This is a genomic window from Candidatus Thiodiazotropha endoloripes (assembly GCF_001708965.1).
GTDB lineage: Bacteria > Pseudomonadota > Gammaproteobacteria > Chromatiales > Chromatiaceae > Thiodiazotropha > Thiodiazotropha endoloripes.
Map to the genome: position 1 here is coordinate 2,327,729 of NZ_LVJW01000003.1, position 25,216 is coordinate 2,352,944.

The following is a 25,216-nucleotide window of genomic DNA, read 5'->3' on the forward strand; positions in this document are numbered from 1 at the left end:
TCAGGTACTGACCGGCATCCAACAAGCCTCATACAGACCGGAGGCGATACCTCCCGGTCTGTCAGGCTCCTCAAGCAATCAACTTAACCGCAATCTCCTCTCCCCGCTTGGCAGATTCCACATACTCATCCATCTTGTCGAAGTTGAGATACTTGTAGATCTCCGGTGCCATGGAGTCGATCTTGGTGGCGTAGGCCATGTACTCCTCCACCGTGGGTAGCTTGCCCATGACGGCGGCTACTGCGGCCAGCTCTGCTGATGACAGGAAGACATCGGCACCCTGCCCCAAGCGGTTGGGGAAGTTACGTGTGGAAGTTGAGACCGCTGTTGAACCCGCCGCAATACGCGCCTGGTTGCCCATACAGAGTGAACAGCCGGGCATTTCGGTGCGGGCACCGGCACTGGCGTAGACATTGTAAACGCCCTCTTCCATCAGCTGCTGCTCATCCATCTTGGTGGGCGGCGCCAGCCAGAGGCGGGTCGGGATCGACTCGCCGGAGGCTTCCAGCATCTTGGCAGTGGCACGGAAGTGACCGATGTTGGTCATACAGGAGCCGATGAAGACTTCGTCGATCCTGGTGCCGGCGATCTCCGACAGGGGCTTCACATCGTCCGGATCGTTGGGGCATGCCAGCAGAGGCTCTTTGATCTCGGACATGTCGATCTCGATGACTTCGGCGTACTCCGCATCCGCATCGGCACGCATCAGGCTCGGATTCTCCAGCCACTCTTCCATCGCCCGGGCGCGACGTTCCAGGGTGCGGGCATCCTCGTAGCCGTTATCGATCATCCAACGCAGCATGGTGATGTTGGAGCGCAGGTACTCTGCAACAGACTCTTCGGAGAGCTCGATGGTACAGCCACCGGCGGAGCGCTCGGCCGAGGCATCGGAGAGTTCGAAAGCCTGCTCCACGGTCAGATCGGGCAGCCCCTGGATCTCCAGGATGCGACCGTTATAGATGTTCTTTTTGCCCTTCTTCTCCACGGTCAGCAGACCCCGCTGCAGAGCGGCGTAGGGAATCGCATTGACCAGATCACGCAGAGTGATACCGGGCTGCATCTCACCGGTGAACTTCACCAGCACCGACTCAGGCATATCCAGCGGGATCACGCCCAGGGCCGCGCCGAAGGCGACAAGACCGGAACCGGCCGGGAAAGAGATGCCCAGCGGGAAACGGGTGTGGGAGTCACCACCGGTACCCACCTGATCGGGCAGCAGCATACGGTTGAGCCAGGAGTGGATGATGCCGTCACCGGGACGCAGGGAGACACCACCGCGATTCTGGATGAAATCTGGCAGGGTGTGCTGGGTGTTGATGTCCACCGGCTTGGGGTAGGCGGCGGTATGGCAGAAGGACTGCATCACCAGGTCGGCACTGAAGCCGAGACAGGCCAGCTCTTTCAGTTCGTCACGGGTCATCGGGCCAGTGGTATCCTGGGAACCGACCGTGCTCATACGGGGCTCGCAGTAGGTGCCGGGGCGGATCCCCGCCACACCGCAGGCCTGCCCCACCATCTTCTGCGCCAGAGTAAAGCCCTTACCGGAATCTTCAGGGTCCACCGGACGACGGAACATCTCGGTGGCACCCAAGCCCAGGGCTTCCCGTGCCCGCTCAGTCAGAGAGCGACCGATAATCAGAGGAATACGACCGCCCGCCTTCGCTTCGTCGAGCAGCACCTCGGTCTTCAGGCTGAACTCGGAGAGCAGTTCACCGGAATCCGTTTCGATCTTGCCCTCGTACGGCTTGACCACAATCACATCCCCCATGGCGAGCTTCTCTACCGGGCACTCGATTGGCAGAGCGCCGGAATCCTCTACGGTATTGAAGAAGATCGGTGCGATCTTGCCACCCAGTACCACACCACCCTGGCGTTTGTTGGGAACAAAGGGGATGTCGTCACCCATGTGCCAAAGCACGGAATTGGTGGCTGACTTACGGGAGGAGCCGGTACCCACAACGTCGCCCACATAGGCCAGGGGCAATCCCTTCTCCTTGAGTGCATTGAGTTCGACTATGGGTCCGATCTTGCCCTGCTCATCCGGTCTGATGCCTTCACGCTCGTTCTTCAGCATTGCCAGGGCATGCAGCGGAATATCGGGACGGGACCAGGCATCCTGGGCCGGTGACAGGTCGTCGGTGTTGGTCTCACCGGTAACCTTGAACACGGTGAGCTTGATCGCTTCCGGTACATCGGGCTTGCGCTTGAACCACTCGGCCTCCGCCCAGGAGTTCATCACCGCCTTGGCGTGGGTATTACCCGCATCCGCCTTCTCCTTCACATCGTGGAAGGCATCGAACATCAGCAGGGTGAATTTCAGCTGCTCGGCAGCCAGCTCGCCCAGCTCGGTATCATCCATCAGTTCGATCAGCGGCTGGATGTTGTAGCCACCCAGCATGGTGCCCAGCAGCTCCACCGCCTTGGCCTTGTCCACCAGTGGACTGTCCGCCTCACCCTGGGCCACGGCAGCCAGGAAGCCCGCTTTGACGTAAGCCGCATCGTCAACACCAGGTGGCACCCGGTTGGTCAGAAGATCGAGTAGGGTCTCCTCCTCTCCCGCCGGTGGGCTCTTCAACAGTTCAACCAGATCGGCGACCTGCTGCGCATTCAGGGGCAGTGGGGGGATACCTTGTTCGGCACGTTCTGCAGCATGTTGACGATAGGCTTCGAGCATAATCTCTCTCCTGGGTTCAGGGGATCAACGGCCAGTCATGCCCGTTGTCCGATGGGGATCGTTCTGGTCAACCAACCAGATAATATTGGGCACGATATCAGACCGCTTAACATACGTATAATTGATTGTTCGCATGTATTGTATAAATATTTTGCATGCTATAATTTTGTCATGACCTCTTCATCACAGGTTTTAATCCCTGCCCTCAACCTTAGGAGTGACGCCATGCATGCTGTCTCATCCGATCATTCCCTTGCCTGGGAATAACCACCATGGACCTGTTGTTGATGCGTTCTCTGGTTGCGATTGCCGATACCGGCTCGATCACCGAAGCGGCGGATCGGATCGGTCTCACTCAACCCGCCCTATCCCGCCGCTTGCAGCAACTGGAGGACTATTTCGGTGCAGAGCTGTTCTCCCGGGGTCGCAAGGGGGTGCAGCTGACTGAAATCGGTCGCCTGGTGGAGAACGAGGCGCGCATCCTGATTGCCCGATACGACCACCTACGGGACCAGGTCAGAGCCCACCAGGGTCTCGAAGGGGGCACAGTGAGAATCGGTGGTGGCGCCACTGCTGTCTCATTTCTTCTGCCGAAAGCAATCGCCTCCTTTCAGGGTAGCCATCCGGCGGTGAAGTTTCAGTTGAAAGAGGCCGGCAGTAATGAGGTGGCCGAGGATGTGATTAACGGCCGCCTGGAACTGGGATTGGTGACCATGCCGGTGAAAAACCGGGAACTCAAAGTCTGGCCACTGCTCACCGACCGGATCGTGCTGGTTGGACCCAAACAGCACCCACTGGCGAAAAAGCGCCGTATCAGTGCCAGCGCATTGGATGGTATCTCCTTTGTCGGTTTTGAAGCGGATACTGCGGTTCGCCAGATCATCGATGCCACACTGCGAGATGCGGGCGTGGCGATGAATGTGGTGATGGAGCTTCGCTCGATCCCAGCCATCCTGAGGATGGTGGCTACCACCGGTAATCTGGCCTTCGTCAGTCAACTCGGGGTGGACAGCCTGGAGGATGTGGCGGAGATCGAGGTCAAGGACTTCAAGGTCGAGAGAGAGCTGGCGGTCATTGCCCGTCGAGGCAGTACCCTCTCACCGGCAGCTCAGGCGTTTGCCGATCTGCTGCGGAATGTGGTGGTAGACGGCTAACGGGTTTTTGACCTTGGCTTATTGTCGCAATTGAACGCGAAGTACCCTAAATTATTGCGAATCGTTAGTAGCTGGATAACTTGCCTCACTCACTCTGACAGGGTTATCTGTTCAGATAAGCCTTCCAACCACCGTAACCGGTAATCTCTTTAGCCCCGGTTATCGCATATGATTCACAGATGAAACCGCTTGCCTGGGTGCCATCGGCAAGCTTCAGCTTACCGATGCCAAGTGGTGATGGAATAGCTGCAACGAACCCCCCGAACTGACTCAGGGGCATCGACCAGACTTCAACCTCGATCGCCCCACCTGCTGCTTCATCCAGTATCAATCCGGGTCTTGCGGGTGGTCCACCTGGCAAGGCGTACATTCTGTAGATCGGGGCTGTCTTGGTTTTGGCTTTAAACGTGGCGCCACGTTCAGTCAACTGCCAGTTGAGTGGCAGACCTTGCAGATGGGCGCCACACACCACAACGTCGATCTTATTGTAGTCACCCACTGATGGTTGAGCAGTTGATTGAAGTTCATACTGGGATGCACCGATTTTCAACTCAAACTGTCGGTGAATCCGTTTCGCAATGGAGAGCAGAGCCCGGTCTGTAAAGGCATCACCGACCAGCGTGATACCGAAAGGCAGACCGGAAGTGGTCATCTGCGTCGGCACGGCTACTGAAGCCAGATCCAGCAGATTCATAAAGTTGGTGTAGTAACCCAACTGACTGTTACGCAGAATAGGCTCTTCCAACATCTGCTCAATGGTAAAGCAGGTGCCTGCGGTGGGTGTCAGAAGACAGTCGACCGCTGCCAGTTGTCGATTACAGATCGCCTTCAATCCGCTCAACCTGTATTGCGCTTCAAACAGGCTGCCGGCCTGCAATGCCTTACCGGGTTCGATGATCTCCCGCACGACCGGGAACAGCGCTTGCGGGTTGTCATCAATCAAAGGCTGGGTTGCCAGATAACGCTCTGCCACCCAGGGCCCTTCATAGAGCAGTCTGGCTGCTTCGGCAAAGGGTTGATAATCAATCTCAATGAACTCGATCCCATCTGTTTCAAGTTGCTTGAGGGTATCGCGATAGGCTTGTTGATAGGCCTGATCACCGAAGAAGTTCAACTGCTGCCCAGGGATGACACCGACCTTCAGCGGTCCTTGCCGCTCACCATAGTGCCGTTTTTGATTCTGAAATGGATTGTTGCGGCTGTATTCGTCATCCGCATCATAGGCTTCGGCCACCGACAGCACCAGATTGGCATCATCGGTGTCACAGGCGAAGAGGGTGATGCAATCCAGACTTCGGCAGGCTGGCACCAGGCCTTTGGTGGATAACAGGCCCCGGCTTGGCTTTAAACCGATCAGGTTGTTGAAACAGGCAGGCACCCGGCCCGATCCGGCGGTATCGGTTCCCAGGCTGAAGCTGGCAAGCCCCAGAGCAACTGACACGGCGGAACCGGAACTTGAACCACCGCTGATATAGTCCGGCTTGAAAGCATTTCTGCAGGCACCCCAGGGGGACCGGGTACCATTCAGGCCGGTGGCAAACTGATCGAGATTGGCTTTACCCACCGGGATGGCACCGGCGGCAATCAATCGCTCAACCACGGTCGCGGATGCCGTCGGGGTATAGGCAAACTCGATACAGGCCGCTGTGGTCGGGATCTCATTGAGATCGATATTGTCTTTGATGGCAAAGGGAATGCCCCATAAGGGGAAGCGCGCCAGATCGAGCTGTTGCAATCGATCGAGATAGTGTGCCTGCTCTGCTTCACTGAGCAGATGGATCCAGATGTTGTAATCCTCATACTCCGAGGCACGCTTACGGATCGTCTGCATCACCTGCTCAGGTGTCAGACTGCCGCTAAGATAAGCTCTGCGTAGTGCAGAGATGGTCATCTCATAGGGAAAGTCTGTTGTCATGAGCTAACCCTCCTGCAGGACGACCAAGGCCTGCCCCGCTCCAACCCGCTGCCCATTTTCCAACAACACATGGGTAACCGTACTGTCGGCCGAGGCATAGACCGGAATCTCCATTTTCATTGACTCCAGAATCATCAGACATTCACCCGCTTTCACCTGTTGGCCGACACTGACCTCCGTCTGCCAGACACTGCCGCTGATCGGACTGTCGATCACCAGACTATCTTCCGGCCAACTGCTATCTGTCTGCTCTTCGGTCTGTTCGTTCACTTCAAAGTTGAATTGTCCATCCGCATGCCATTGGGCGAGCTCGGCTTCGAAGGCCTGCTGCCGGTGTTGACGGAATGCTTCGATCTCAGCTTGCTGTGAATGGATGAACGCCTGGTATTCAGTCAGACTGAAACGACTCTCCTCAATCTTTATCGGATAGCGACCCTGGGGAAAGTCTTTGCGAATGGTGACCAGCTCATCCTGTGTGACTTCATAAAAACGTATCTGATCAAAGAATCTCAACAGCCAGGGTTTTTCAAAGGCCGTTGTCTGTTTGTAACGGTTCCACATCTGCAGAGTGCGTCCGACGAACTGATATCCTCCCGGCCCTTCCATGCCATAGACACAGAGATAGGAGCCGCCGATACCCACTGAATTTTCTGCGGTCCAGGTTCTGGCTGGATTGTATTTGGTGGTCACCAACCGATGACGGGGATCCACCGGCGTGGCGACCGGTGCACCAAGATAGACATCACCCAATCCCATCACCAGGTAGGAGGCCTCAAACACAATCCGTTTCACATCATCGATGCTTTGAAGCCCATTGATGCGACGTATGAACTCCAGGTTACTGGGGCACCAGGGTGCATTCTTGCGCACCGACTGATCATACTTTTCAATTGCTTTATGACAGGCTTCGTCATCCCATGAGAGGGGTATATGCACAATCCTCGAGGGCACATGGAGCTGATCGATCTGACTCGCCAGTGCGTGCTCCGCAGTCTTCAGATGGAGCAGCAGTTTGCGCTGACTGAGTCGTTGAGCATCGTAGTGAATCTGTAGTGAGCGAATCCCCGGGGTCATTTCCTGCAGCCCAATGAGAGGATGTTGCTGTAACCACTGCATCAATGCATGGGCACGAAATCGCAGTGAAATATCCAGTGCCTGTTCGCCATACTCCACCAACATGAAGTGATCGCCGGCAAGACGATAGACCACATCGACACCATATTCACTGCTTCCAAGCTGTCCCACGACAGGGGTGGTGATCTCAGTGGGCTGGTATTGATCGGTCAGCGGTCTCAACTGGGCAACAGCTTCGATCTGATCCTGTTCCAGCCTGACGGCCGTTTCCAGATCCACCGGCAAAAAGCTGACTTTATCTCCGGCACGCAGTTGCCCCAGCTTCCACAGATCGGCCTGGATCACGGTTGCCGGACAGACAAAACCGCCCAGTGAGGGACCATCCGGTCCGAGTATCACCGGCATGTCACCGGTAAAATCCACTGTACCGAAGGCATAGGCGTTATCATGAATATTCGAGGGATGGAGTCCCGCTTCCCCGCCATCCTTACGCGCCCACTCGGGCTTGGGTCCGATCAGACGGATTCCGGTACGGCTGGAGTTGTAGTGGACTTCCCACTGGTGTGAAATGAACCGGTCGATATCCGGCTGAGTAAAAAAATCCGGGGCGCCGTGGGGACCATAGATCACCCGCAACTGCCACTCATGGGTTATCTGTGGCCTGGCATTTTCAGCGATCGTTTTCTGGTCGGTCAGGTTGTCGGATGAGGCGATCCTCAACACATCACCAGCTCGCAGAGCCCGGCCGTTGTGGCCGCCGAACTGTCCCAGGGTGAAGGTCGATTTGGAACCCAGATAGTCCGGGCAGTGAATGCCGCCGCTAACCGCCAGATAACTTCTCGCCCCCTGCTGTTTGATTCTGCCCAGGGTGAGTGTCTGCCCGGCATGAATCTCCACCGCGCTCCACATCGCCAAAGGTTCACCATCGAGGCGCGCTTCGATCTCCGCACCGGTGAGTGCAATCCGGCTATCACAGCTGAACTTCAGGCTAGGCCCCTGGATGGTGATCTCCATGCCGGCCGCCCCGGCTGGATTGCCCAGCAGCCGGTTGGCCAGCTGAAAGGAGTAGTTGTCGAAAGGACCCGATGGAGGCACACCCACATCCCAGTAACCCGTTCTTGCGGGATAGTCCTGAATGGTGGTCTGGGTTCCTCCCTGCATCACATCGATACGGCTCGGGGTATAGACAAAATCATTGAGATAGCGGGTCGTCACTTCGCCCGCCAGCAGCAAAGGATCCCGACTCAACACCGACAGGTAGTCCAGATTGGTCTCACTGCCATAGAGTCGGATTGCCGCGAGTGTGGCCTGGAGTTTTGCAAATGCTGCCTTCCGCTCAGCAGCATGGACAATCACCTTCGCCAGCATGGGGTCAAAATAGGCGGGCACTTCGACACCCGACTCGATCCAGTGGTCTATCCTCACATCCTTGTCATCGGGAAACACTACCTCGGTCAACAGTCCAGGTGAGGGTTGAAAACCCCGATAGGGATCTTCCGCATAGAGTCTGACCTGGACCGCATGGCCTTGTGGTGACAGGGTGGAACGCTCACGCTGCAGATCGACACGATCGCCTGCAGCCTGTCTGATCATCCACTCCACCAGATCGACCCCGTAGACCTCCTCCGTCACCCCGTGTTCCACCTGCAGACGGGTGTTGACCTCAAGAAAGTAGAACGCATCCGTATCCGCATCATAGATAAACTCAACCGTGCCTGCATTCCGATAGTGGACACTGGAGAGCAGGGATTCGGCGGTGCGATAGAGTTGTTGGCGTATCTCATCGGTGAGATTGGGCGCCGGACACTCCTCAACGACTTTCTGATTGCGTCGCTGACTGGAACAGTCCCGTTCGCCGATCGCCAATGCGCCACCTTCACCATCACCAAAAACCTGAACTTCGATATGTCTGGCCCTGGCGATAAACTTTTCTATGAATACCCCGTCATTGGCGAAGTTGTTGGCCCCAAGGCGCTTGACCGAATCGAAGGCCCCAGTCACCTCTGCAGATGAGTGACACAACTGCATACCGATGCCACCACCCCCGGCGGTACTCTTCAGCATCACCGGATAGCCGATACTCTCCGCTGATGCCAGCGCGGACTGGAGATCCTGCAGCAGTTCGGTGCCCGGAGTCAGTGGTACATCCGCCTGTTGTGCCAGCTCCCTGGCTTTGTGTTTCAAACCAAACAGCTCCATCTGCTCCGGAGTCGGTCCGATGAAGACGATACCTTCTGCTTCGCAGCGTCTGACAAAATCGGCATTCTCACTGAGAAAGCCGTAACCGGGGTGTATCGCATCGACACCATTCGCTTTGGCAATGGCAATGATCTTATCCATATCCAGATAGGTTTCGGCGGCCACCCCATCTCCGAGGGAATAAGCCTGGTCTGCATGGCGAACATGCAGACTATCCGCATCACTCTCTGCGTAAACGGCCAGGGATGGAATACGGAGTCTTTGCAGGGTGCGGATGATCCGTGTTGCGATGGCACCACGGTTGGCGATCATTACTTTGGAAAACATGCTTACCTTGACCGGGTCGTCCCGGTTAAAAAAAGCGTCATCAGTGGTCGTCCACTGATCCTTCGTTAATCAATGCTGCAATCTGTTCAGGCACTACCCCAGATCAGACACTCGATCGGGGTCGGGTTGTAACCGTTACAGGGGTTGTTCAATTGAGGACAATTTGAAAGCAACACAATCACATCCATCTCGGCCCTGAGCTCCACATACTTTCCCGGGGCGGAGATACCGTCTTCAAAGGTCAATCCCCCTGCTGCGGTGACCGGCACATTCATAAAGAAATTGATGTTATGAGTGATATCTCGTTTGCTGATGCCATACTCGGGGTGTTCCGCCACTGCCAGCATCCAGCTGTCACGACAAGCGTGCATGCAACGCTTCTCCAGATCGTAGCGCACAGTATTGCTTTCCGTGGCACAGGCACCACCAAGGGTATCGTGACGGCCACAGGTATCGGCCACCACTTCCAGCATCACGTTATTCTCATTCGAGCGGAGTTTCGAACCGGCAGTCAGATAGACGTTACCCTGCTCCCTGATGGTATCCATCGCACTGTAGCGCTCTGCCGGATTATCGGCTGAATAGAACAGGGTATCCGCCGCCTGGTTACCTTCCAGATCGAGGATGCGAATCGTCTCACCCGCTTTGACGATGCCGATGAAATAGTCACCTGCATCAACCCGGGTTCTTCGGATTGCCTGCTGCGCCAACAGCTCTGACTCTTTGATCATCATCTACTCTCCAATGCCGATATGATAGAGGGAGTTATTCTGAAATCCCCGGGTATTTTCCGCCCTGAAGTGCATGCAGTAGTCATCCGGTTGCACTGCTTCGGCAACCCCCAGTTCGATCTGCACCCTGCTTTGCGGATAGTCTGTCGAACGGTTCATCGGGTGTGGACAGGTGTGCATCATGACAAGTGTGTCCATCTCGAAGCGCAGAGTCACCTGATCACCCGCCTGGCTGTGATCAGCGGCCAGTTGCAGATTACCCTCATCGTTGACCATTACTTTGCTGAACCAGTTGATGTTGGCAGCAAGGTCTGCCGCACTGAGGCCATACTTGGCCAGCTCCACCAGAAAGGCATCATGGCCGTTCTGTTTCCAATCGTTGCGGTCGTGTTGATAATCCCTTGTACCCCACAGGCTCTCAACATGTGAGGCATGGGAGTTTCCGGCAACTGTCTCATGCCAACCCAGGCTGTCTTCCACGATAGAAGCAAAGATTCTCCCCATATCCGAATAGAGACAGTTGCCTCTGGTCAACTTAAAGGTATGTTGGCATTTCAGGGTGTCCGGTGCGTTGTATCGCTCCAGAAGATTCTCCGGATTGTAGAAGAGCATTCCCAGATTGGCTGCGCCTTTTATATCGGTCAGCCGCATGATGCTGCCTCGGCGTACACGTAGCGACCAATGGGCCCCGCCAGGTAGTTCCGTTGTATAGTCAATCGACTTGATCATATCGCTCATATTGATCTCTCCACTAACCTGCTTGAGCCGGTATCGGTCTCAAGTGGTCGTCGATCTGTTGATAGGTTGTTTGATCCATATGCCCTACCGGCAGATCATAGGTAATCACGGCACCGTACCTTTGCGGAGCCTGGGGATCATGTCTCAGCTTGTCGAACACCCACAACCGGGTGCCCAGATAGAAACCCTCTTTCAGGTCATGGGTAACCATGAAGACGGTCAGTTTGTGTTCACTCCAGAGGTTCAACACCAGGTCGTGCATATCCGACCGGATACCTGGATCGAGGGCACCGAAAGACTCATCCAGCAACAGTATCCGAGGCTTACCCAGCAGTGCCTGGGCAAGCGCCAGACGCTGCCTCATACCACCGGAGAGTTCATGGGGATACTTCTTCAACGCCTGACTGAGACCGACCTGTTCGAGTATCGACTCGGCCGCCTCACGGGCTGCGCTTCGCCCCGAACCAAACAGATAACCGGTTATACCTGGACGTTGAAAGCCACAGGTCGCCATCACATTCTCCAACACGGTCATATGCGGAAATACCGAGTATTGCTGGAACACAATACCCCGATCCGATCCCGCTTCATTCGGGATCGGTTTACCGTCGAGCAGTATCTCGCCTTTGGAGGGCTGTTCGGTGCCCAGCAACATATTCAAAAAGGTACTCTTGCCGCAACCCGAGGCACCAACCAGGGTGACGAACTCCCCCTCATCGACAGTTTTGTTGAGACGTTCCAATACGATGTTGTCGTCATACTGCTTCCATACCTGGTTCACCTGAATCATCGGTTTGGAATCTTGATCGGTTTCACTCATGACTTACCTCCCTGCACATACCAAGGAAAGAGTTTTTTCGTCAGCTCCCGCAGACTCACATCGATGAGAAATGCGAGGATGGTTATCCAGGCCACATAGGGAAGAATCACATCCATCGCCATGTAACGCCTTACCAGGAAGATCCGATACCCCAGACCGTCTGTTGCAGCGACCGCTTCCGCAGCGATCAGAAACAGCCAGCCTGCACCGAGAGACAAGCGCACCGCATCGAAAAGTTTTGGCATGATCTGGGGCAGCAGCACCCGAATCATGATCTGCGAGGTATTGGCACCCAGTGACTGGGCCTTTACCAACTGTTCGAAGGGAATCTCCTGAGTGCGTCGTTGAATGTCCCGGGCGATGAAAGGTGTGATGCCGAGGGCGATCAACACCACTTTGGAGAGCTCGCCGAGACCGAAAACAATGAACAGAATCGGCAGAATCGCCAGCGGTGGTATCAGGGAGACCACAGTCAGCAATGGCGAAAGGGAGGCAGCGATCATCGGCAGTGCACCGGTCACCAGACCGATCAGCAACCCAAGCATTGCCGCAATCAGGATTCCCAAAGCGAGACGGGTCAGACTGCTGGCGGTATCCTGCCAGAACAGATACTCGCCGGATCGTTTGCTGGGCTCGAAGGCCATCCGTTCCAGACCATCGGCAATCTGACTCATGCTGGGTAACAGTTTGTCATTCGGATTCACTTCCAGACGGGCATCCGAACCCATCACATAGAGCAGGATCAAAAGCACAAAGGGTGCGATACCCAATAACAGCTTGAATGCCCTGCCCGGGTGTTGATTGATGAATTTCTTCATAGGGTTTCTCTAAACAAACTCCACCGGCCAGCCTGCATGCAAAGCTTTGGCATTGAGCGTCCAATGGTAATAAAAGAGGATGAAATCTCTGCAACAATCGACCAGCTTCAGGCTGCAATGATTAATTCACTCATCGACATCCCGGCCTTTGCCGGGATGTCGAATCAAAACTGCATTGCCCGAGTCAACTGATGGTTTGCTAAATCTAACAATATCCAGTTAGAGCTTGCCTTCCGCAGCCATGGTCATGTAGCTGGGGTCAAAGCGGAACTTGATATTGCCTTTATCACCGAAGGTGCCGGCAGGCATCTCGATACCGATAAAACCCGCATCCGGCGCACCGTCACCCAACAGGCCATGATCGAAGGAGAAGTTGGCGACATGCTCCATGGTGGCCAGCAGTTTTTCACTGTTGGTGAGATCCAGGGCCGCCGCCGGGGTATAGAACATCTCGGTACTGGCCAGTTGTGCTTCATAGCCTGCCAGGTCGGTACCGGATGCGCTTGCCATATGGGTTTTTGCATCGACGCCAGCCTTATCAGAGCCACTCATGACAGACATGATTTCATACCAGGCTCCCACCAGCGCCTTACCCAGTTTCGGGTTAGCCTTGAGCGTTTCGGTATTGATTACCAGCAGATCGATAATCTCACCCGGAATCATGGAGGAGTCGAACACCTTGGTGCTGTTCGGCATTGATGTGATCTCACTCAGCAAGGGATTCCAAGTGGCAACGGCGGTGACATCATCGGTGCCGTAGATGGCAACCATATCCGCATCGGAGGTATTCACCACGGTGAGGTCCTTTTCACTCAGACCGACACTCTCAAGACCACGGGCCAACAGATAGTGTGAGACACTCAACTCCACCAGGTTAACCTGCTGACCTTTGATATCCGCCAGCTTGTCCTTGCCCTTCAGCACCACCCCGTCGTTACCGTTGGAAAAGTCGCCTACCACCAGTGCGGTACTGTCCACACCACCGGCAGCCGGAATGGTCAGGGCATCCATGTTGGTCATGGTACAGGCGTCGAACTCACCCGCTGTGTATTGATTGATCGATTCGATATAGTCATTGATCTGCACCACTTCGATATCGATGCCATATTTATCAGCCCATTTGTTGACAATCCCCTGCTCAGCCCCATAGGCCCAGGGCATCCAGCCTACGTAGATCGACCAGCATATTTTGAAACTATCAGCGGCCTGAGCCACAGAGCTAAGAGAAAGTGCGAGAATTAATGCGGCAAAACGTTTCATGAAGAACCTCTCAGTTACATCTGTCTACACGGAGCACCCTTGGCAGTCAGACCAAGCAAGTCTCCCGGGCTTTTATCCCGCCGTGTAACCCATACCCTGCACTGAGAGGGAGAGGTCGAACGCTCTTGGACCAGGCATCGCAGCTCACCACCTTGTCTGGTATTGAGCCGGATCGGAACCCTAGCTTTCTATTTCGGTTAAATTGTATTGTCCTGATAACAAGGGCACGGACGCAAACTACTTTGCAAAACCCAGGCCAATGAAACTAATTGACCAATATTCAATACTTTAACCAAAACAACATCAAATCCCCGATCGCTTCATCCTTGGAACACGAAGCAGAATGGTGCACGCTGGCAACCGCTTCGCACCAAAAACACGCAGCCGAAACAGTCGAGCGTCACAGCGTTCTCATTGATTTACGTTAAAATGACAGATGGCAGACATCGGAATCTGTTACCGGACATCCAGGGAGCAATGACGGCTCATGAGGATATCTGTAACCTTATGTCACTCCGTTAATTCAAATAGGTCCACTCACGATCAGGCTGACTCTATCCGTTACCTGATCGAGCACTATCCTGGTAACCATTAAGATCTTGCCTTTGGCGATGACGAATCGGTCTACCCCGGCAGCGGTGAGCGACAATCGAGAGTCTGGAGGCCGGATGGTATTGCAGACCCTGCCTGGTTCAGTCTGATCAATGATCATCCATACCGCTTTTTTGCTGGGCACAGAAACAGATCCAGCAAGGCGCATTAGATTCGTGTTAGCAGGTCCTAAAATCGTAGCCCTCAAAGTTGCCGGGCGATTGTTGTTCAATAAGGAGATCGAAATTTAGTGGATCAAGCAGTGATTTGCCGCATATAAACACGAATCACCACGACTTTCGCGCCACTATAGCGAATGGAGAAATATCTGTCAGGCAGGTCTGGTCGAATGTGGGAACAACAGAGTTTAAGCCTTATCAAACTACCAAACCTGTGGTAATTGATCACCCATCATGAATTTTACTCGAATCTCACAGCATAAATTTAGAAACTTCCTGCAGACATTACTGTTGCTTGGCGGCATGTCTCTGTTGTTGGCGCTCTGTGTGGAACTGCTGTTTGGGCAGGAGTTATGGCTATGGGTATTCATCGGCACTACTGTGATCATCTTTGCCCTGCCGGACATGTCTCCACGCTGGTTGCTGCATCTCTATCAGGCCAGACCGATCAGCCCCGATCAGGCGCCACAACTCTGGATGGTCATTGAAGAGTTGAGCCGCCGCGCCAAGCTTAAATCCATCCCCACCCTTTACTGGATACCCAGTAAAACCACCAATGCCTTCAGCGTGGGTCGGACAAATCAAACCGCGATTGCGCTGACTGACGGACTTTTGGAACTGCTCTCGATGCGCGAGCTGATCGCGGTACTGGCCCATGAAACCGCCCACCTTGCAAATAACGATATCCGACTGATGAATATTGCCGATCTGATCAGCCGGCTGACCCATCTGATGTCAAGCTTGGGAATCATCTTACTGCTGATTACATTTCCCTTGTTGTTCCTTGGCTATACCCCCTTCTCCCTGCGGGGCATACTGCTGCTGATTGTCTCCCCCTCTCTGAGCGCCGTGATGCAACTCGGTCTCTCCAGAATACGGGAATTCGATGCCGACCTGTTGGCTGCTGAATTGACAGGTGACCCGGCGGGATTGGCCAATGCCTTGAACAAAATCGCCTATCCCCATGGCAGGTTCTGGCAAAAGCTGCTCCTTCCTGGGTACCGGAGACCGGAGCCGTCACTCTTGCGCACACATCCCGAACCCGGAGAACGCATTGATCGACTGCTCGAATTAGGAGACAGATCAGATAGCTACACCACTCCTATGGAAGATCTCCCTGATCAATCTGTAGAGCTGCCGACCAGCTACACAACCAGGCTTTCGCCAGGACACCGAACAATATTCCGTATCTGGCGCTAAAATCCGCCAGCCGCCCTATCATCATGGTGAAATTTCTGACATTATCCTGGCAGTTAGATCCATGTGCCGCATTAACAGGCACTCAACCGACCGCATCAAAAGCTTTGGTTACTGCAGAAAATGGATGAACGGCTATTTGAGCCAGACCAGGACCCCAACAAGGATTATTTATAGATACAGGATCAGGGCACTGCTGCACCATGCCGCAGATTGGCTACCATCCAGCGAATCAGCAAGCTGGAACTCTTTATGGTACAGAATCCTTGGGGGTGGTAGACCAGGAATGATCAGCTCATCTGCCCGGTAGGAAACAATTCGCCAACACTCAGCGAACAGCTGTTGAGTATAAAAATAAAGCAATAGTAAAGATGACTGAATATACCGACCCGTCACTCAGCGATCCACCCGATTTTGCAGCTCGCCTCAGGGAGAATCAGGTAGAGTTGTCTTTTACCGGATTACCCGCCTCGCTGAGCGCGATCATGATCAACACCACCGTTATCGTGATTGCCCAGTGGTCCGTGATTCAATGGCAGATTCTGCTTGGCTGGTTTACCGGCATGCTCGGTTTAAGCCTCTATCGATACTACACCTACCGTGTCTATCAAGCCCGAAAATCCACTGAGGGCTCCCTCAAGATCTGGCGGAAACGAGCCATTGCAGGCACGCTGGCTTCAGGTGCCATCTGGGGATCCGCTGCATTTCTACTGGTCCCTTTGGGAGAGCAGTCTTTCCATCAAACCATAATCATAGCCAGTCTGATCGGTATGGCCGCAGGCGGTGTGATAACTCAAGCGGCCCTGCTACCCGCCTCTCTGGGTTACATGTTACTGGTAATCATCCCATTGATCATCAGACTCTTCACCCTCGGTGGGCCGGCCAATCTCGGCCTGGGCTTCATGCTTTGTATCTATGTCATCGTGATGGCTTCAGGTGCGATCAGTATCAATCGGAATTTATCCGATTCCCTGGCGATGAACATCAGACAGCGCCACTCCCGTAAGATCATCGAACACCTCGCCTACCATGATGCACTCACCAATCTGCCGAATCGACGTCTGCTGACCGAACGCCTGAGCAAGGATATTGCACGCTCGATCCATCATTCCCATATCGGAGCTTTGATCTATCTGGATCTGGATAATTTCAAAACCCTCAATGATTCCATGGGACACCAGCTAGGCGATGAACTGCTCAAGCAGATGGCACTCCGATTGAACAGTTGTCTGAGCGATGAGGTTACGGCCACCCGTCTCGGAGGAGATGAATTCGTGCTGCTGATGCCGGAACTGGCCGACCAGGAGAGTGAAGCTCTCAGGTTGGCCGAACTGACGATCAAAAAGGTTCAGGAAGCCCTCGCACGCCCATTTCCACTTGGCGGCAGGGAGATTCACATGTCGGCAAGTCTCGGGATTGCTCTGTTTCCACTGCATGGAGACAACGCCGATGACCTGCTGAAACGGGCGGATTTTGCGATGTACCGGGCAAAAGCCATTGGCCGCAATACAATGAGCCTCTATGATCCGGAGATGCAGGAACAGGCCCATCTGCTGATGACCCTGGAACAGGGTTTGCGCAATGCCCTGAGGAATGATGGTCTGGTTATCCACTATCAGCCTTTTATCAGTATCGATGGAGCGGTGATCGGCGCTGAAGCCCTGGTCCGCTGGCACCACCCACAGGATGGCCTGGTGGCGCCTGACAGCTTTATCGAGCATGCAGAGCAGAGCGGCCTGATCATCGAGCTGGGCAAACAGGTGTTGGAAATGGTCTGCCAGCACCTCAACAGACTGGCCGATTCAGGTCTGTTGACAGATCAATTCAAAATCTCAATCAATGTCAGTCCACTGCAGTTTGCCGATCGTAATTTTGTCACGGATATCCAGACCACCATAAGCCGTTACGGCATCGAAGCGAAACATCTGTTACTTGAAATCACTGAAAACGCCCTGCTGCCTGACTGGGGAGAGACAATCTGTAAGCTGCAACAGCTGCGTGAGGCGAATTTCACCCTGGCAATCGATGATTTCGGCAGTGGTCAATCCTCTCTCGCCTATATCAAAAAACTGCCGATCGATCTGATCAAGATCGATCGGATACTGGTCAAGGACATCACCCGGGAAAAGACCGATGCGGTGATCGTTGAAGGCACCATCGATATGGCCAGAAAGCTCGGTCTGAAAGTGGTTGCGGAGGGCGTTGAAGAGCAGTCGACCTTTGAGCTGCTGAAGCGTTATGCCTGCAATATCGTACAAGGCGATATGATTGCCAAACCGATGGATTTCGACAGGTTTATCGTTTTTTGCCAGCAACCGGACATAAAGGTTGCCGACACCGCAACCTGAGGCTCCAGACAGCTCCGGAATGTTAAAAAAATTCTGCGATCGACCATATTGCACCGCAAAAAAATGTTAGACTGTGGCCGGTTAGCATGGTAGCGAAGCGGAGAAACGATGAGTGCAAAACATTTTGATGTGGTGGTAATTGGTAGTGGCCCCGGTGGTGAAGGGGCTGCCATGAAGCTGGTCAAGAGCGGTAAACGGGTTGCCGTGATTGAAGCGCACGATATGGTAGGCGGGGGGTGCACCCACTGGGGAACCATTCCATCCAAAGCACTCAGACACAATATTCAGCTGTTAAGGGATTATCGGCGCAACCCCCTCTTTCAACACACCCACGACCAGGTTCAGGTTGAGTATTCCGATCTGCTGAAGGCTGCGGGCAAGGTGATCAACCAGCAGGTGCGCAGTCGTCTGCGCCACTATGCCAGAAATCGGATTGACGTGATCCATGGCCGGGCCGGATTCATCGATACGCACCGGATCGAAATTGTTCAGCCGAGTGGCGTCAGCGAAGAGATTACGGCGGAACACTTTGTGATCGCTACAGGATCCCGTCCATACCAACCAGCAGATATCGACTTCAACCACCCCAGGATTCTCGATAGTGACTCAGTACTGCGTCTCGATACCACACCGGACTCGATTACCATCTATGGTGCAGGCGTTATCGGCTGTGAGTATGCCTCGATCTTTTGCAATCTTGATGTCAAAGTGAACCTGGTCAACACCCGGGACCGCCTGCTCTCATTTCTTGATGATGAGATCACCGATGCGCTCAGTTATCACCTGCGCAATCAGGGTACTGTAATCCGCCATGATGAGGTTTATGAACAGGTGGAGGCCGTTGATGACGGTGTGGTGCTTCACTGCAAGTCTGGCAAGAAATTCAAGACAGACTACCTGCTGTGGGCCAATGGGCGCAGCGGTAATACGGAAAACATGGGACTGGATGAGATCGGGGTAGCGGTCAATCACCGGGGTCAGATCGAGATCGACAAAACCTATGCCACCTCACTGCCCCACATCTATGCGGTCGGCGATGTGGTCGGCCCACCTGCCCTGGCCAGTGCCAGTTACGACCAGGGACGCTTTGTCGGTGCCCAGATCGCCACCGGCAGTGCGGACTGGCAGTTGATCGATGACTTTCCCACCGGCATCTACACGCTGCCTGAAATCAGCTCGATCGGTCGCACTGAACGGGAGCTGACCGCCAGCAAAGTCCCCTACGAAGTGGGGCAGGCAAGCTTCAGAACCATCGCCCGTGCCCAGATAACCGACCATGAAGTCGGCATGCTGAAACTGTTGTTTCACCGGGAGACCCTGGAGATCCTCGGTATCCACTGTTTCGGCGAGCAGGCCTCCGAGATCGTCCACATTGGCCAGGCCATCATGGCCCAACAGGGCGAGGCCAACAGCCTGCTCTATTTCGCAGAGACCACCTTCAACTATCCAACGATGGCTGAAGCCTATCGTGTTGCGGCATTGAACGGCCTCAATCGCATCTTCTGAGCTTTATCCATCTCTCTGAAGTGACAGATTCATAGAAGTTCAAGCCTATTCTGGGAATTTAGTTATAAGGCGGGAACCGCACTTCAAATCGATGGTTTGTTGAAGATGTGCTTGCCCTACCCTACAAATCCTGACCAACAAGCAACAGGATTCAGGCCAGCTTCAATCCTATGATTGACATAATCAGTGTCGCCATAAAAAAGAGTCTTAGACCGGTTACCGGTTCTGAAAAAAGTAAGATCCCAAGCAACGCCACGCCTGCGGTACCGATACCTGTCCATACAGCATAAGCTGTGCCGATCGGAATCGCCTGCATTGCCTTGGACAAACAGTAGAGCGACAACCCAGCCGCAATTGCAAAAAGCAGTGTAAACATTGGTTTGCTGAAACCGTCAGACAGCTTTAGGAACACGGCAAAAAAGACTTCCAGAACACCGGCTGCTAATAACCATACCCAGGCCATTGATCACTCCACGACTTGCAAAATATCCAACCACTGAACAACCAGCGTTTCATATCGGTGCATGATTTACAACCATCATCCAGGAACATTTTTTCGTAAGGCATCATATTGGTGCATTTTCCTCTGTCAACAAAAAATCAGATTGGAAAATGCATTCAAATAGCGCATGAAAAAAAGCACAAAAACGACACTCATATCAATTCAGGCATCAATATGGTGCATTGCAAAATTAACTATTCATTGTCTCCTTTTTTTACGTATGATGGGTCATGTCCTAACACACTATTGATACTGTTGCGTGACAAATATTTGGTTTTTTTCTGATTTGAAATCCAGCCATCAATCTATTTTTTAAACTGACCCAGTGGAGCACATCATGGCCACAATCTACTTCTCATCTCCAATCATGAGCAAAAACAAAAAAGTTTCTGCCGTCGTAGGCAAGCGGGATACCCTGCTTGCCGTTGCCAAGGAAAACAACGTAAAAATCCCATTCGAGTGCCAGGATGGAGAGTGCGGCTCATGCCTTATTAAAGTCACTCACCTCGATGGCGATCATATCAAAGGCGTCATGCTAACCGACAAGGAGAGAGAGGTACTCAAGTCAATTGGCAAACTCTCCAAGCAAGAGGAAGAGCGTGCTAATGTAAAAGATCTTCCACCAAGCTTCCGTCTGGCCTGCCAGACCGTCGTCACAGATGAAGACCTGCTCGTTCAGTTTACCGGTGAACCTGGTGGCGCTTAATCTTTTGAACGGGATCTAGAGCCTGTTACTGCCAACAAAAACCACACTGTAGAATTGAATCTTCAGTGTGGCCTTTTCGCTCAAGGAGATTTACCCAGACTCAGGAAAACTAAAATCTTCAGAAGAGATTTCAGAGCAACAACTCAACTCAATATATTGTCGTCAGCCATAGTACAGTCTACATCGCCTCATCGAATTCATCCCGATATCTTGCCACGCCACCACGCTTCGGTATCACCTCCCGATCGAACACTGCGATCATGAAGGCAGCATCCGGCACACCCTCCCATTGACTGCGAATCTGATATTTTGACGCGGGCTCGAAACCAAAGCGCGGATAGTAGTCAGGGTGCCCCAAGACAATCACAAATGGGCAACCGGCATCACGCAAATAATCTAGGCCATAATGGACAAGACGGGACCCAACCCCCTCTCTCTGGTGTGAAGGCAGCACCGACATTGGCGCCAATCCCATGCCAACTGCGGAGCAATCCTCTATGCCAGCCGGAGTAAATAAGATATGGCCGATTACAGAACTCTCTTCAACAGCAACAAATGATATGTAGTCCTGACAGGTAATTCGGAGTTTATCAACAAGCACGGCTTCCGGACCGTGATCAAATGCAATTGAATTCAGCTGGTGAATGGCCTCCCGGTCGTTGGCTTCTTCTTTGCGAATTTCTAGCATAACTGTATCGTTCTCGTTCATCGAGTGGACCTCAGAACGTGGAGATGTCAACCATCAGCCGACACCTCCACATGAGGTTTAGCATGGTGTCGCGATGATTCCCATCAGATCGCTATTTTCAACCAATGGTTTACCAGTAAGATCTCCTGCCAGCTCTGTAATTGCAAACCCTGAATTCCGCAGTTCCGTTTCTATCATTTGCGGCGTGTAGTGTTGGAACCAATTGTAAATCTGCCAGGTTTCATCAGGTTCGACAATAACGTAACGGTCCAGTACCAAATGCTGTTCATCGTATAGATAAGATTTCTGAATCCCAACATAGTCACCTGCAGCCCAGAATCCACCCATCAATCGATCCTCAATGAGAGTAACTTCTTGCCTGCCATTCAACAGGCCCATCCCGGCAACATCGAGCACGATTTTACCACCAGGATTCAACATGCCACGCATCTTGCGTAACAGGATCGATCTCTGCTCAGGTGATAACACGCAGAGATCCGTATAGATCAGGGTGATGAGATCAAATCCTGTGGGTAATTGATCGACAACATAATCTGCTTGTAGATAGTTAACCACCCCACCCGAGTTTGATTTGGCGTAGTTCAGACTATATTCGGAGAAATCTATCCCCGTTACTTGTGCACCATGCTCAGAAAAACGTATGGTGTAGAGCCCTGGCCCACATCCCAGATCGCATAATTTCTTGCCGGACAGTTCGATTTGCCCATCAATCCAGGTTACAACACGATCGATCACCTCGACACGCCTGGATGCAAGATCTGTCTCCTGGCTTAGATGATAATCGAGCATCTGTTCTGCAAGATGCTGTTTCGTCCAGAGTTGCTTCGCTGTAGAGCGAGAAAATGGGCTGGGACGCATCGCAATGTCATGAATAAATTCGTACATAATAAAATCCTTCGAAGCCAATTGGCTTCAGAGTTCTTAGTTGGATATTTTGGATTCCGAGGGAAATGGATAGACGGCAGCGGGCAACTTTTGCTCAGCAAAAGCAGCTGCTCTTTCCCCCCGCATATGTAGATTAGGCATTCATAGTGAGCGTATTCTATGCCAGAACAGACCATCAGTAAATACTAATATTATCTGGGTTTTGCACTCAAGGCTATCACAGCATACTTTACTAGCAGGATTGTCAACTTGATAAATCCGAATCGAGCTTCTACCAAATTCTCGCCACGATTTCTGTATCACATCGCATTCATGCTTGATTGCACTATCCGGGTGGTTTTCGGAATGGATAGCAGGTAAACAGACCATAGGATTTCAGGTACATGTACAGACCATACAGGGGCGAACGACCGCACTAAATGCTGGACATGGGTTCTCGACCCCCTTGCCTCAGTACAACACATTGCATCTGCAGAGCTTGGTAGTGTGAGATCTCAACAGACTGTGGGGTTAGTTGCCCAGCATCACCCTTCTCAGGCTCGTAAGCAGAGTGTGTAGCTCGTGAATCCCAACTGCAAAGGGAAATCGGTTAGCAAGCCAGATCAGCCCTGTGGCGTTTGTTCAATAAAGGATTCAAACTGATCCGATGGCATGGGCCGGGCAAATAGATACCCCTGACCCACCCGGCAGCCCTGTTGAATCAGGAATTGATGTTGTTCACCGGTTTCAATACCTTCTGCCAAGACATCCAGCAACAGATTGTTGGCCATGGCAATGATCGCTTTTGAAATGGCCACATCATTCAAGTCATCAGGGATATCAGAAATGAATGTCTTGTCGATCTTAAGGCGTGTAATCGGTAATTGTTTTAGATAATTCAAGGACGAATATCCGGTTCCGAAATCATCAACAGCAACTTTGACACCAAGCTTGCGCAGTTTTCTCAGAGTTTCACTGGTTACGCTTGTCGAACGCATCATGGTGGTTTCAGTGATTTCCAGTTCCAGGCAATCGGGTGAAAGACCGGTAGCTGTCAAAGTCTGCTCAATCTCTTCAAGCAGGTTGTTATGATCAAACTGCTTTCCGGACAAATTCACACTGATCGTCATGTCACTTCTCAAAATACCTGAATCCTGCCAGGCTTTCATTTGTTGGCAGGCTTCTTTCATGATCCACGCCCCCATTTCGTCGATGACTTCCGACTCTTCAGCCAAGGGGATGAACTTGTCGGGCGCCAACAACCCCAGATCCCGGTTTTGCCATCTCACCAATGCTTCAACGCCACAAATTTCTTTTGTAATCAGCTCAATTTGAGGCTGATAGTGGAGTATGAGTTCATTCTGCGATATCGCATTATGTAGACTGGAAGCCAGGAATACCCGCTCGAACGCTCTAGCCGTCAACTCCAGCGTGTAGTATTGAAAGGTATTCCGGCCCTCCTCCTTGGCCCGGTACATTGCCGTGTCCGCATTTCGAACCAGTTCATCAACCGACTCTCCGTGGTCGGGATAGAGACTGATCCCGATACTGGCGGTCAGGTACAACTTATGATTTTGGATGGTAAAGGGCTTTTTGAATAAATTCAGCAGCTTTTTGGCAACCAATGCCGCGTTAGAGTCTTTCTTGATGTGGGTAAGAATCACCGTAAACTCATCACCACCCATGCGCGCAATGGTGTCATCCTCTCTGAACAAGGATTGAAATCGCTCTGCAACCTCTTTCAGCACAGCATCACCGGTTGCGTGATTGAAGCTGTCGTTGACCTCTTTGAACCTGTCAAGATCGATAAACAATACGGCAAGCATCGACTTGTTTCTGTGCGCCACATGAATCGCCTGACTCAGACGATCAGCAAACAGCAAACGATTGGGTAGCCCTGTCAGCGCATCATGTTGCGCCAGATGGGCATAGCTGAGTTGCCTTTCTTTCAGCTCGTCCAGCAATTCAAGATGTTCAGTGATATCATGGGATGACTCGATGACACCCATGATTTCACCATCGTCATCAAACAACGGGCTCACTGAAACCTCATACTTCCGTTGTGTGCCAAACTCCGAGATATGATTGTGTGTTACTTTGGTCGGCAAGCGGGTTTGCAGTACGATTTTAAGTGGGCAAGGGTAATCATCGCCATCACAAGGCCGATCCACCTGGTGGGAAATCTGATAACAGCAGGCGTGCTCCGGGTCGATCTTCTGCATAGTGGCGATACGCTTGGCGGCTTCATTCATCCTGAGTACTTTGAAGTCGAGGCTGATCACCATAATCGGATTTTCCACGCCGTCAATCACATGTTGCAGAAAAGTCCGTTCATCGATCACCGCCTGTTCTGCTCGCCGCCGCTCGGTGGTGTCGATCAGATTCATCAGACAGTGGGCCTGACTCTCAAGGTCCGCATGTACGATGGTATCGGCTCTCACATATCGGGTAATGCCATCCGATGTCGTCTTGAGGGCAAGGTCAGCCGTGACTTTCTGATCTGATGAGAAGGCATGACGCAGGTGATCGAACAACAAACGCCCCATCCCCGGGGCCAATTGCGTTGATAAGGGTCTACCCACGATTCGGGAACGTTCCGCCCCGAACATAGCCGCTGCAGATATGTTTAGATTATTAATTATGCCGTTCTTATCGAGCGTCAAATAACCCACAGGGGCAAAATCATAGAGTTCTGCATATTGATCCCGTATGTTTTCCAATTCCTTCTGGGATTCCATCAAGTCCCGATTCTGAATCTCGAGTTCAATTTTATGCAGCTGCAGATTGTGCAGCAGATAGTCTGTATCAGTATCTGCATCAGCGCGCAGTAACCTTTCAGATTCACTGAGCATTCTTTCAAGCTCGCTGTGACTGAGATTAGTGTATCGACTCATGAGATTGAAA

18 protein-coding genes and 1 riboswitch are annotated in these 25,216 nt (G+C 52.7%); of the genes, 6 read left to right on the forward strand and 12 right to left on the reverse strand.

Annotation, left to right across the window (positions count from 1 at the left end; translation table 11 throughout):
- Window positions 1-70 precede the first annotated feature (70 nt).
- Complete coding sequence (gene acnB, locus A3193_RS10395) at window positions 71-2,674, reverse strand: bifunctional aconitate hydratase 2/2-methylisocitrate dehydratase (RefSeq protein WP_069014655.1); 2,604 nt, start codon at window positions 2,672-2,674, stop codon at window positions 71-73.
- A gap of 272 nt (window positions 2,675-2,946) precedes the next feature.
- Here acnB and A3193_RS10400 point away from each other — a divergent pair, with 272 nt between their 5' ends.
- Window positions 2,947-3,828 (forward strand): LysR family transcriptional regulator, encoded by an 882-nt coding sequence (locus tag A3193_RS10400; RefSeq protein WP_069014656.1) that lies wholly within the window; start codon window positions 2,947-2,949, stop codon window positions 3,826-3,828.
- Window positions 3,829-3,931: 103 nt separating this feature from the next.
- Here A3193_RS10400 and atzF read toward each other — a convergent pair whose 3' ends face one another.
- The 6 genes from atzF to A3193_RS10430 form a co-directional block, all read right to left on the reverse strand.
- The gene (gene atzF / locus A3193_RS10405; protein ID WP_069014657.1) at window positions 3,932-5,743 is read right to left on the reverse strand and encodes an allophanate hydrolase; all 1,812 of its coding nucleotides are present in this window, start codon (window positions 5,741-5,743) and stop codon (window positions 3,932-3,934) included.
- Between the two features lie 3 nt (window positions 5,744-5,746).
- Window positions 5,747-9,343: an urea carboxylase gene (uca, locus tag A3193_RS10410; RefSeq protein ID WP_069014658.1), complete on the reverse strand. Its 3,597-nt coding sequence runs from the start codon at window positions 9,341-9,343 to the stop codon at window positions 5,747-5,749.
- A gap of 86 nt (window positions 9,344-9,429) precedes the next feature.
- Window positions 9,430-10,077, reverse strand: coding sequence for an urea amidolyase associated protein UAAP2 (locus A3193_RS10415; protein WP_305782019.1), 648 nt, complete (start codon window positions 10,075-10,077; stop codon window positions 9,430-9,432).
- Window positions 10,078-10,812, reverse strand: a complete 735-nt coding sequence (locus A3193_RS10420) for an urea amidolyase associated protein UAAP1 (RefSeq protein ID WP_069014659.1) — start codon at window positions 10,810-10,812, stop codon at window positions 10,078-10,080.
- A 13-nt stretch (window positions 10,813-10,825) separates the two neighbouring features.
- A complete protein-coding gene (locus A3193_RS10425; protein ID WP_235614953.1) occupies window positions 10,826-11,632 on the reverse strand; it encodes an ABC transporter ATP-binding protein in 807 nt (268 codons plus the stop codon).
- Entirely contained in the window at window positions 11,629-12,450 is an 822-nt protein-coding gene (locus tag A3193_RS10430) for an ABC transporter permease (RefSeq protein WP_069006759.1), read from the reverse strand. The genes A3193_RS10425 and A3193_RS10430 overlap by 4 nt, the downstream gene beginning before the upstream one ends.
- Before the next feature lie 36 nt (window positions 12,451-12,486).
- Between A3193_RS10430 and A3193_RS20560 the strand changes: the two genes are divergently transcribed.
- Window positions 12,487-12,642 (forward strand): hypothetical protein, encoded by a 156-nt coding sequence (locus tag A3193_RS20560; protein WP_155523033.1) that lies wholly within the window; start codon window positions 12,487-12,489, stop codon window positions 12,640-12,642.
- Between the two features lie 27 nt (window positions 12,643-12,669).
- Here A3193_RS20560 and A3193_RS10435 read toward each other — a convergent pair whose 3' ends face one another.
- Window positions 12,670-13,710, reverse strand: coding sequence for a putative urea ABC transporter substrate-binding protein (locus A3193_RS10435; protein ID WP_069014660.1), 1,041 nt, complete (start codon window positions 13,708-13,710; stop codon window positions 12,670-12,672).
- Between the two features lie 59 nt (window positions 13,711-13,769).
- Window positions 13,770-13,905: riboswitch (guanidine-I (ykkC/yxkD leader) on the reverse strand.
- 809 nt (window positions 13,906-14,714) lie between these two features.
- On the opposite strand from A3193_RS10435, the gene A3193_RS10445 reads away from it, so the two are divergent.
- The 3 genes from A3193_RS10445 (at window position 14,715) to sthA (ending at window position 19,531) form a co-directional block, all read left to right on the forward strand.
- Entirely contained in the window at window positions 14,715-15,680 is a 966-nt protein-coding gene (locus A3193_RS10445; RefSeq protein WP_069014662.1) for a zinc metalloprotease HtpX, read from the forward strand.
- A 368-nt stretch (window positions 15,681-16,048) separates the two neighbouring features.
- Window positions 16,049-18,025 (forward strand): putative bifunctional diguanylate cyclase/phosphodiesterase, encoded by a 1,977-nt coding sequence (locus A3193_RS10450; RefSeq protein ID WP_083218502.1) that lies wholly within the window; start codon window positions 16,049-16,051, stop codon window positions 18,023-18,025.
- 108 nt (window positions 18,026-18,133) lie between these two features.
- The gene (sthA, locus tag A3193_RS10455) at window positions 18,134-19,531 is read left to right on the forward strand and encodes a Si-specific NAD(P)(+) transhydrogenase (RefSeq protein ID WP_069006763.1); all 1,398 of its coding nucleotides are present in this window, start codon (window positions 18,134-18,136) and stop codon (window positions 19,529-19,531) included.
- 151 nt (window positions 19,532-19,682) lie between these two features.
- Here sthA and A3193_RS10460 read toward each other — a convergent pair whose 3' ends face one another.
- Window positions 19,683-19,994, reverse strand: coding sequence for a DMT family transporter (locus A3193_RS10460; RefSeq protein ID WP_069006764.1), 312 nt, complete (start codon window positions 19,992-19,994; stop codon window positions 19,683-19,685).
- Window positions 19,995-20,370: 376 nt separating this feature from the next.
- On the opposite strand from A3193_RS10460, the gene A3193_RS10465 reads away from it, so the two are divergent.
- Window positions 20,371-20,739 (forward strand): 2Fe-2S iron-sulfur cluster-binding protein, encoded by a 369-nt coding sequence (locus A3193_RS10465; RefSeq protein ID WP_069006765.1) that lies wholly within the window; start codon window positions 20,371-20,373, stop codon window positions 20,737-20,739.
- Between the two features lie 178 nt (window positions 20,740-20,917).
- Here the strand turns inward: A3193_RS10465 and A3193_RS10470 are convergent, their stop codons facing one another.
- The 3 genes from A3193_RS10470 to A3193_RS10480 all read right to left on the reverse strand — a co-directional run bounded on the left by A3193_RS10470 (window position 20,918) and on the right by A3193_RS10480 (window position 25,206).
- Window positions 20,918-21,448 (reverse strand): GNAT family N-acetyltransferase, encoded by a 531-nt coding sequence (locus A3193_RS10470; RefSeq protein WP_141694778.1) that lies wholly within the window; start codon window positions 21,446-21,448, stop codon window positions 20,918-20,920.
- Between the two features lie 57 nt (window positions 21,449-21,505).
- Window positions 21,506-22,333: a class I SAM-dependent methyltransferase gene (locus tag A3193_RS10475; RefSeq protein ID WP_069014663.1), complete on the reverse strand. Its 828-nt coding sequence runs from the start codon at window positions 22,331-22,333 to the stop codon at window positions 21,506-21,508.
- A gap of 602 nt (window positions 22,334-22,935) precedes the next feature.
- Window positions 22,936-25,206, reverse strand: a complete 2,271-nt coding sequence (locus tag A3193_RS10480) for a putative bifunctional diguanylate cyclase/phosphodiesterase (protein ID WP_083218675.1) — start codon at window positions 25,204-25,206, stop codon at window positions 22,936-22,938.
- Between the last annotated feature and the right edge of the window lie 10 nt (window positions 25,207-25,216).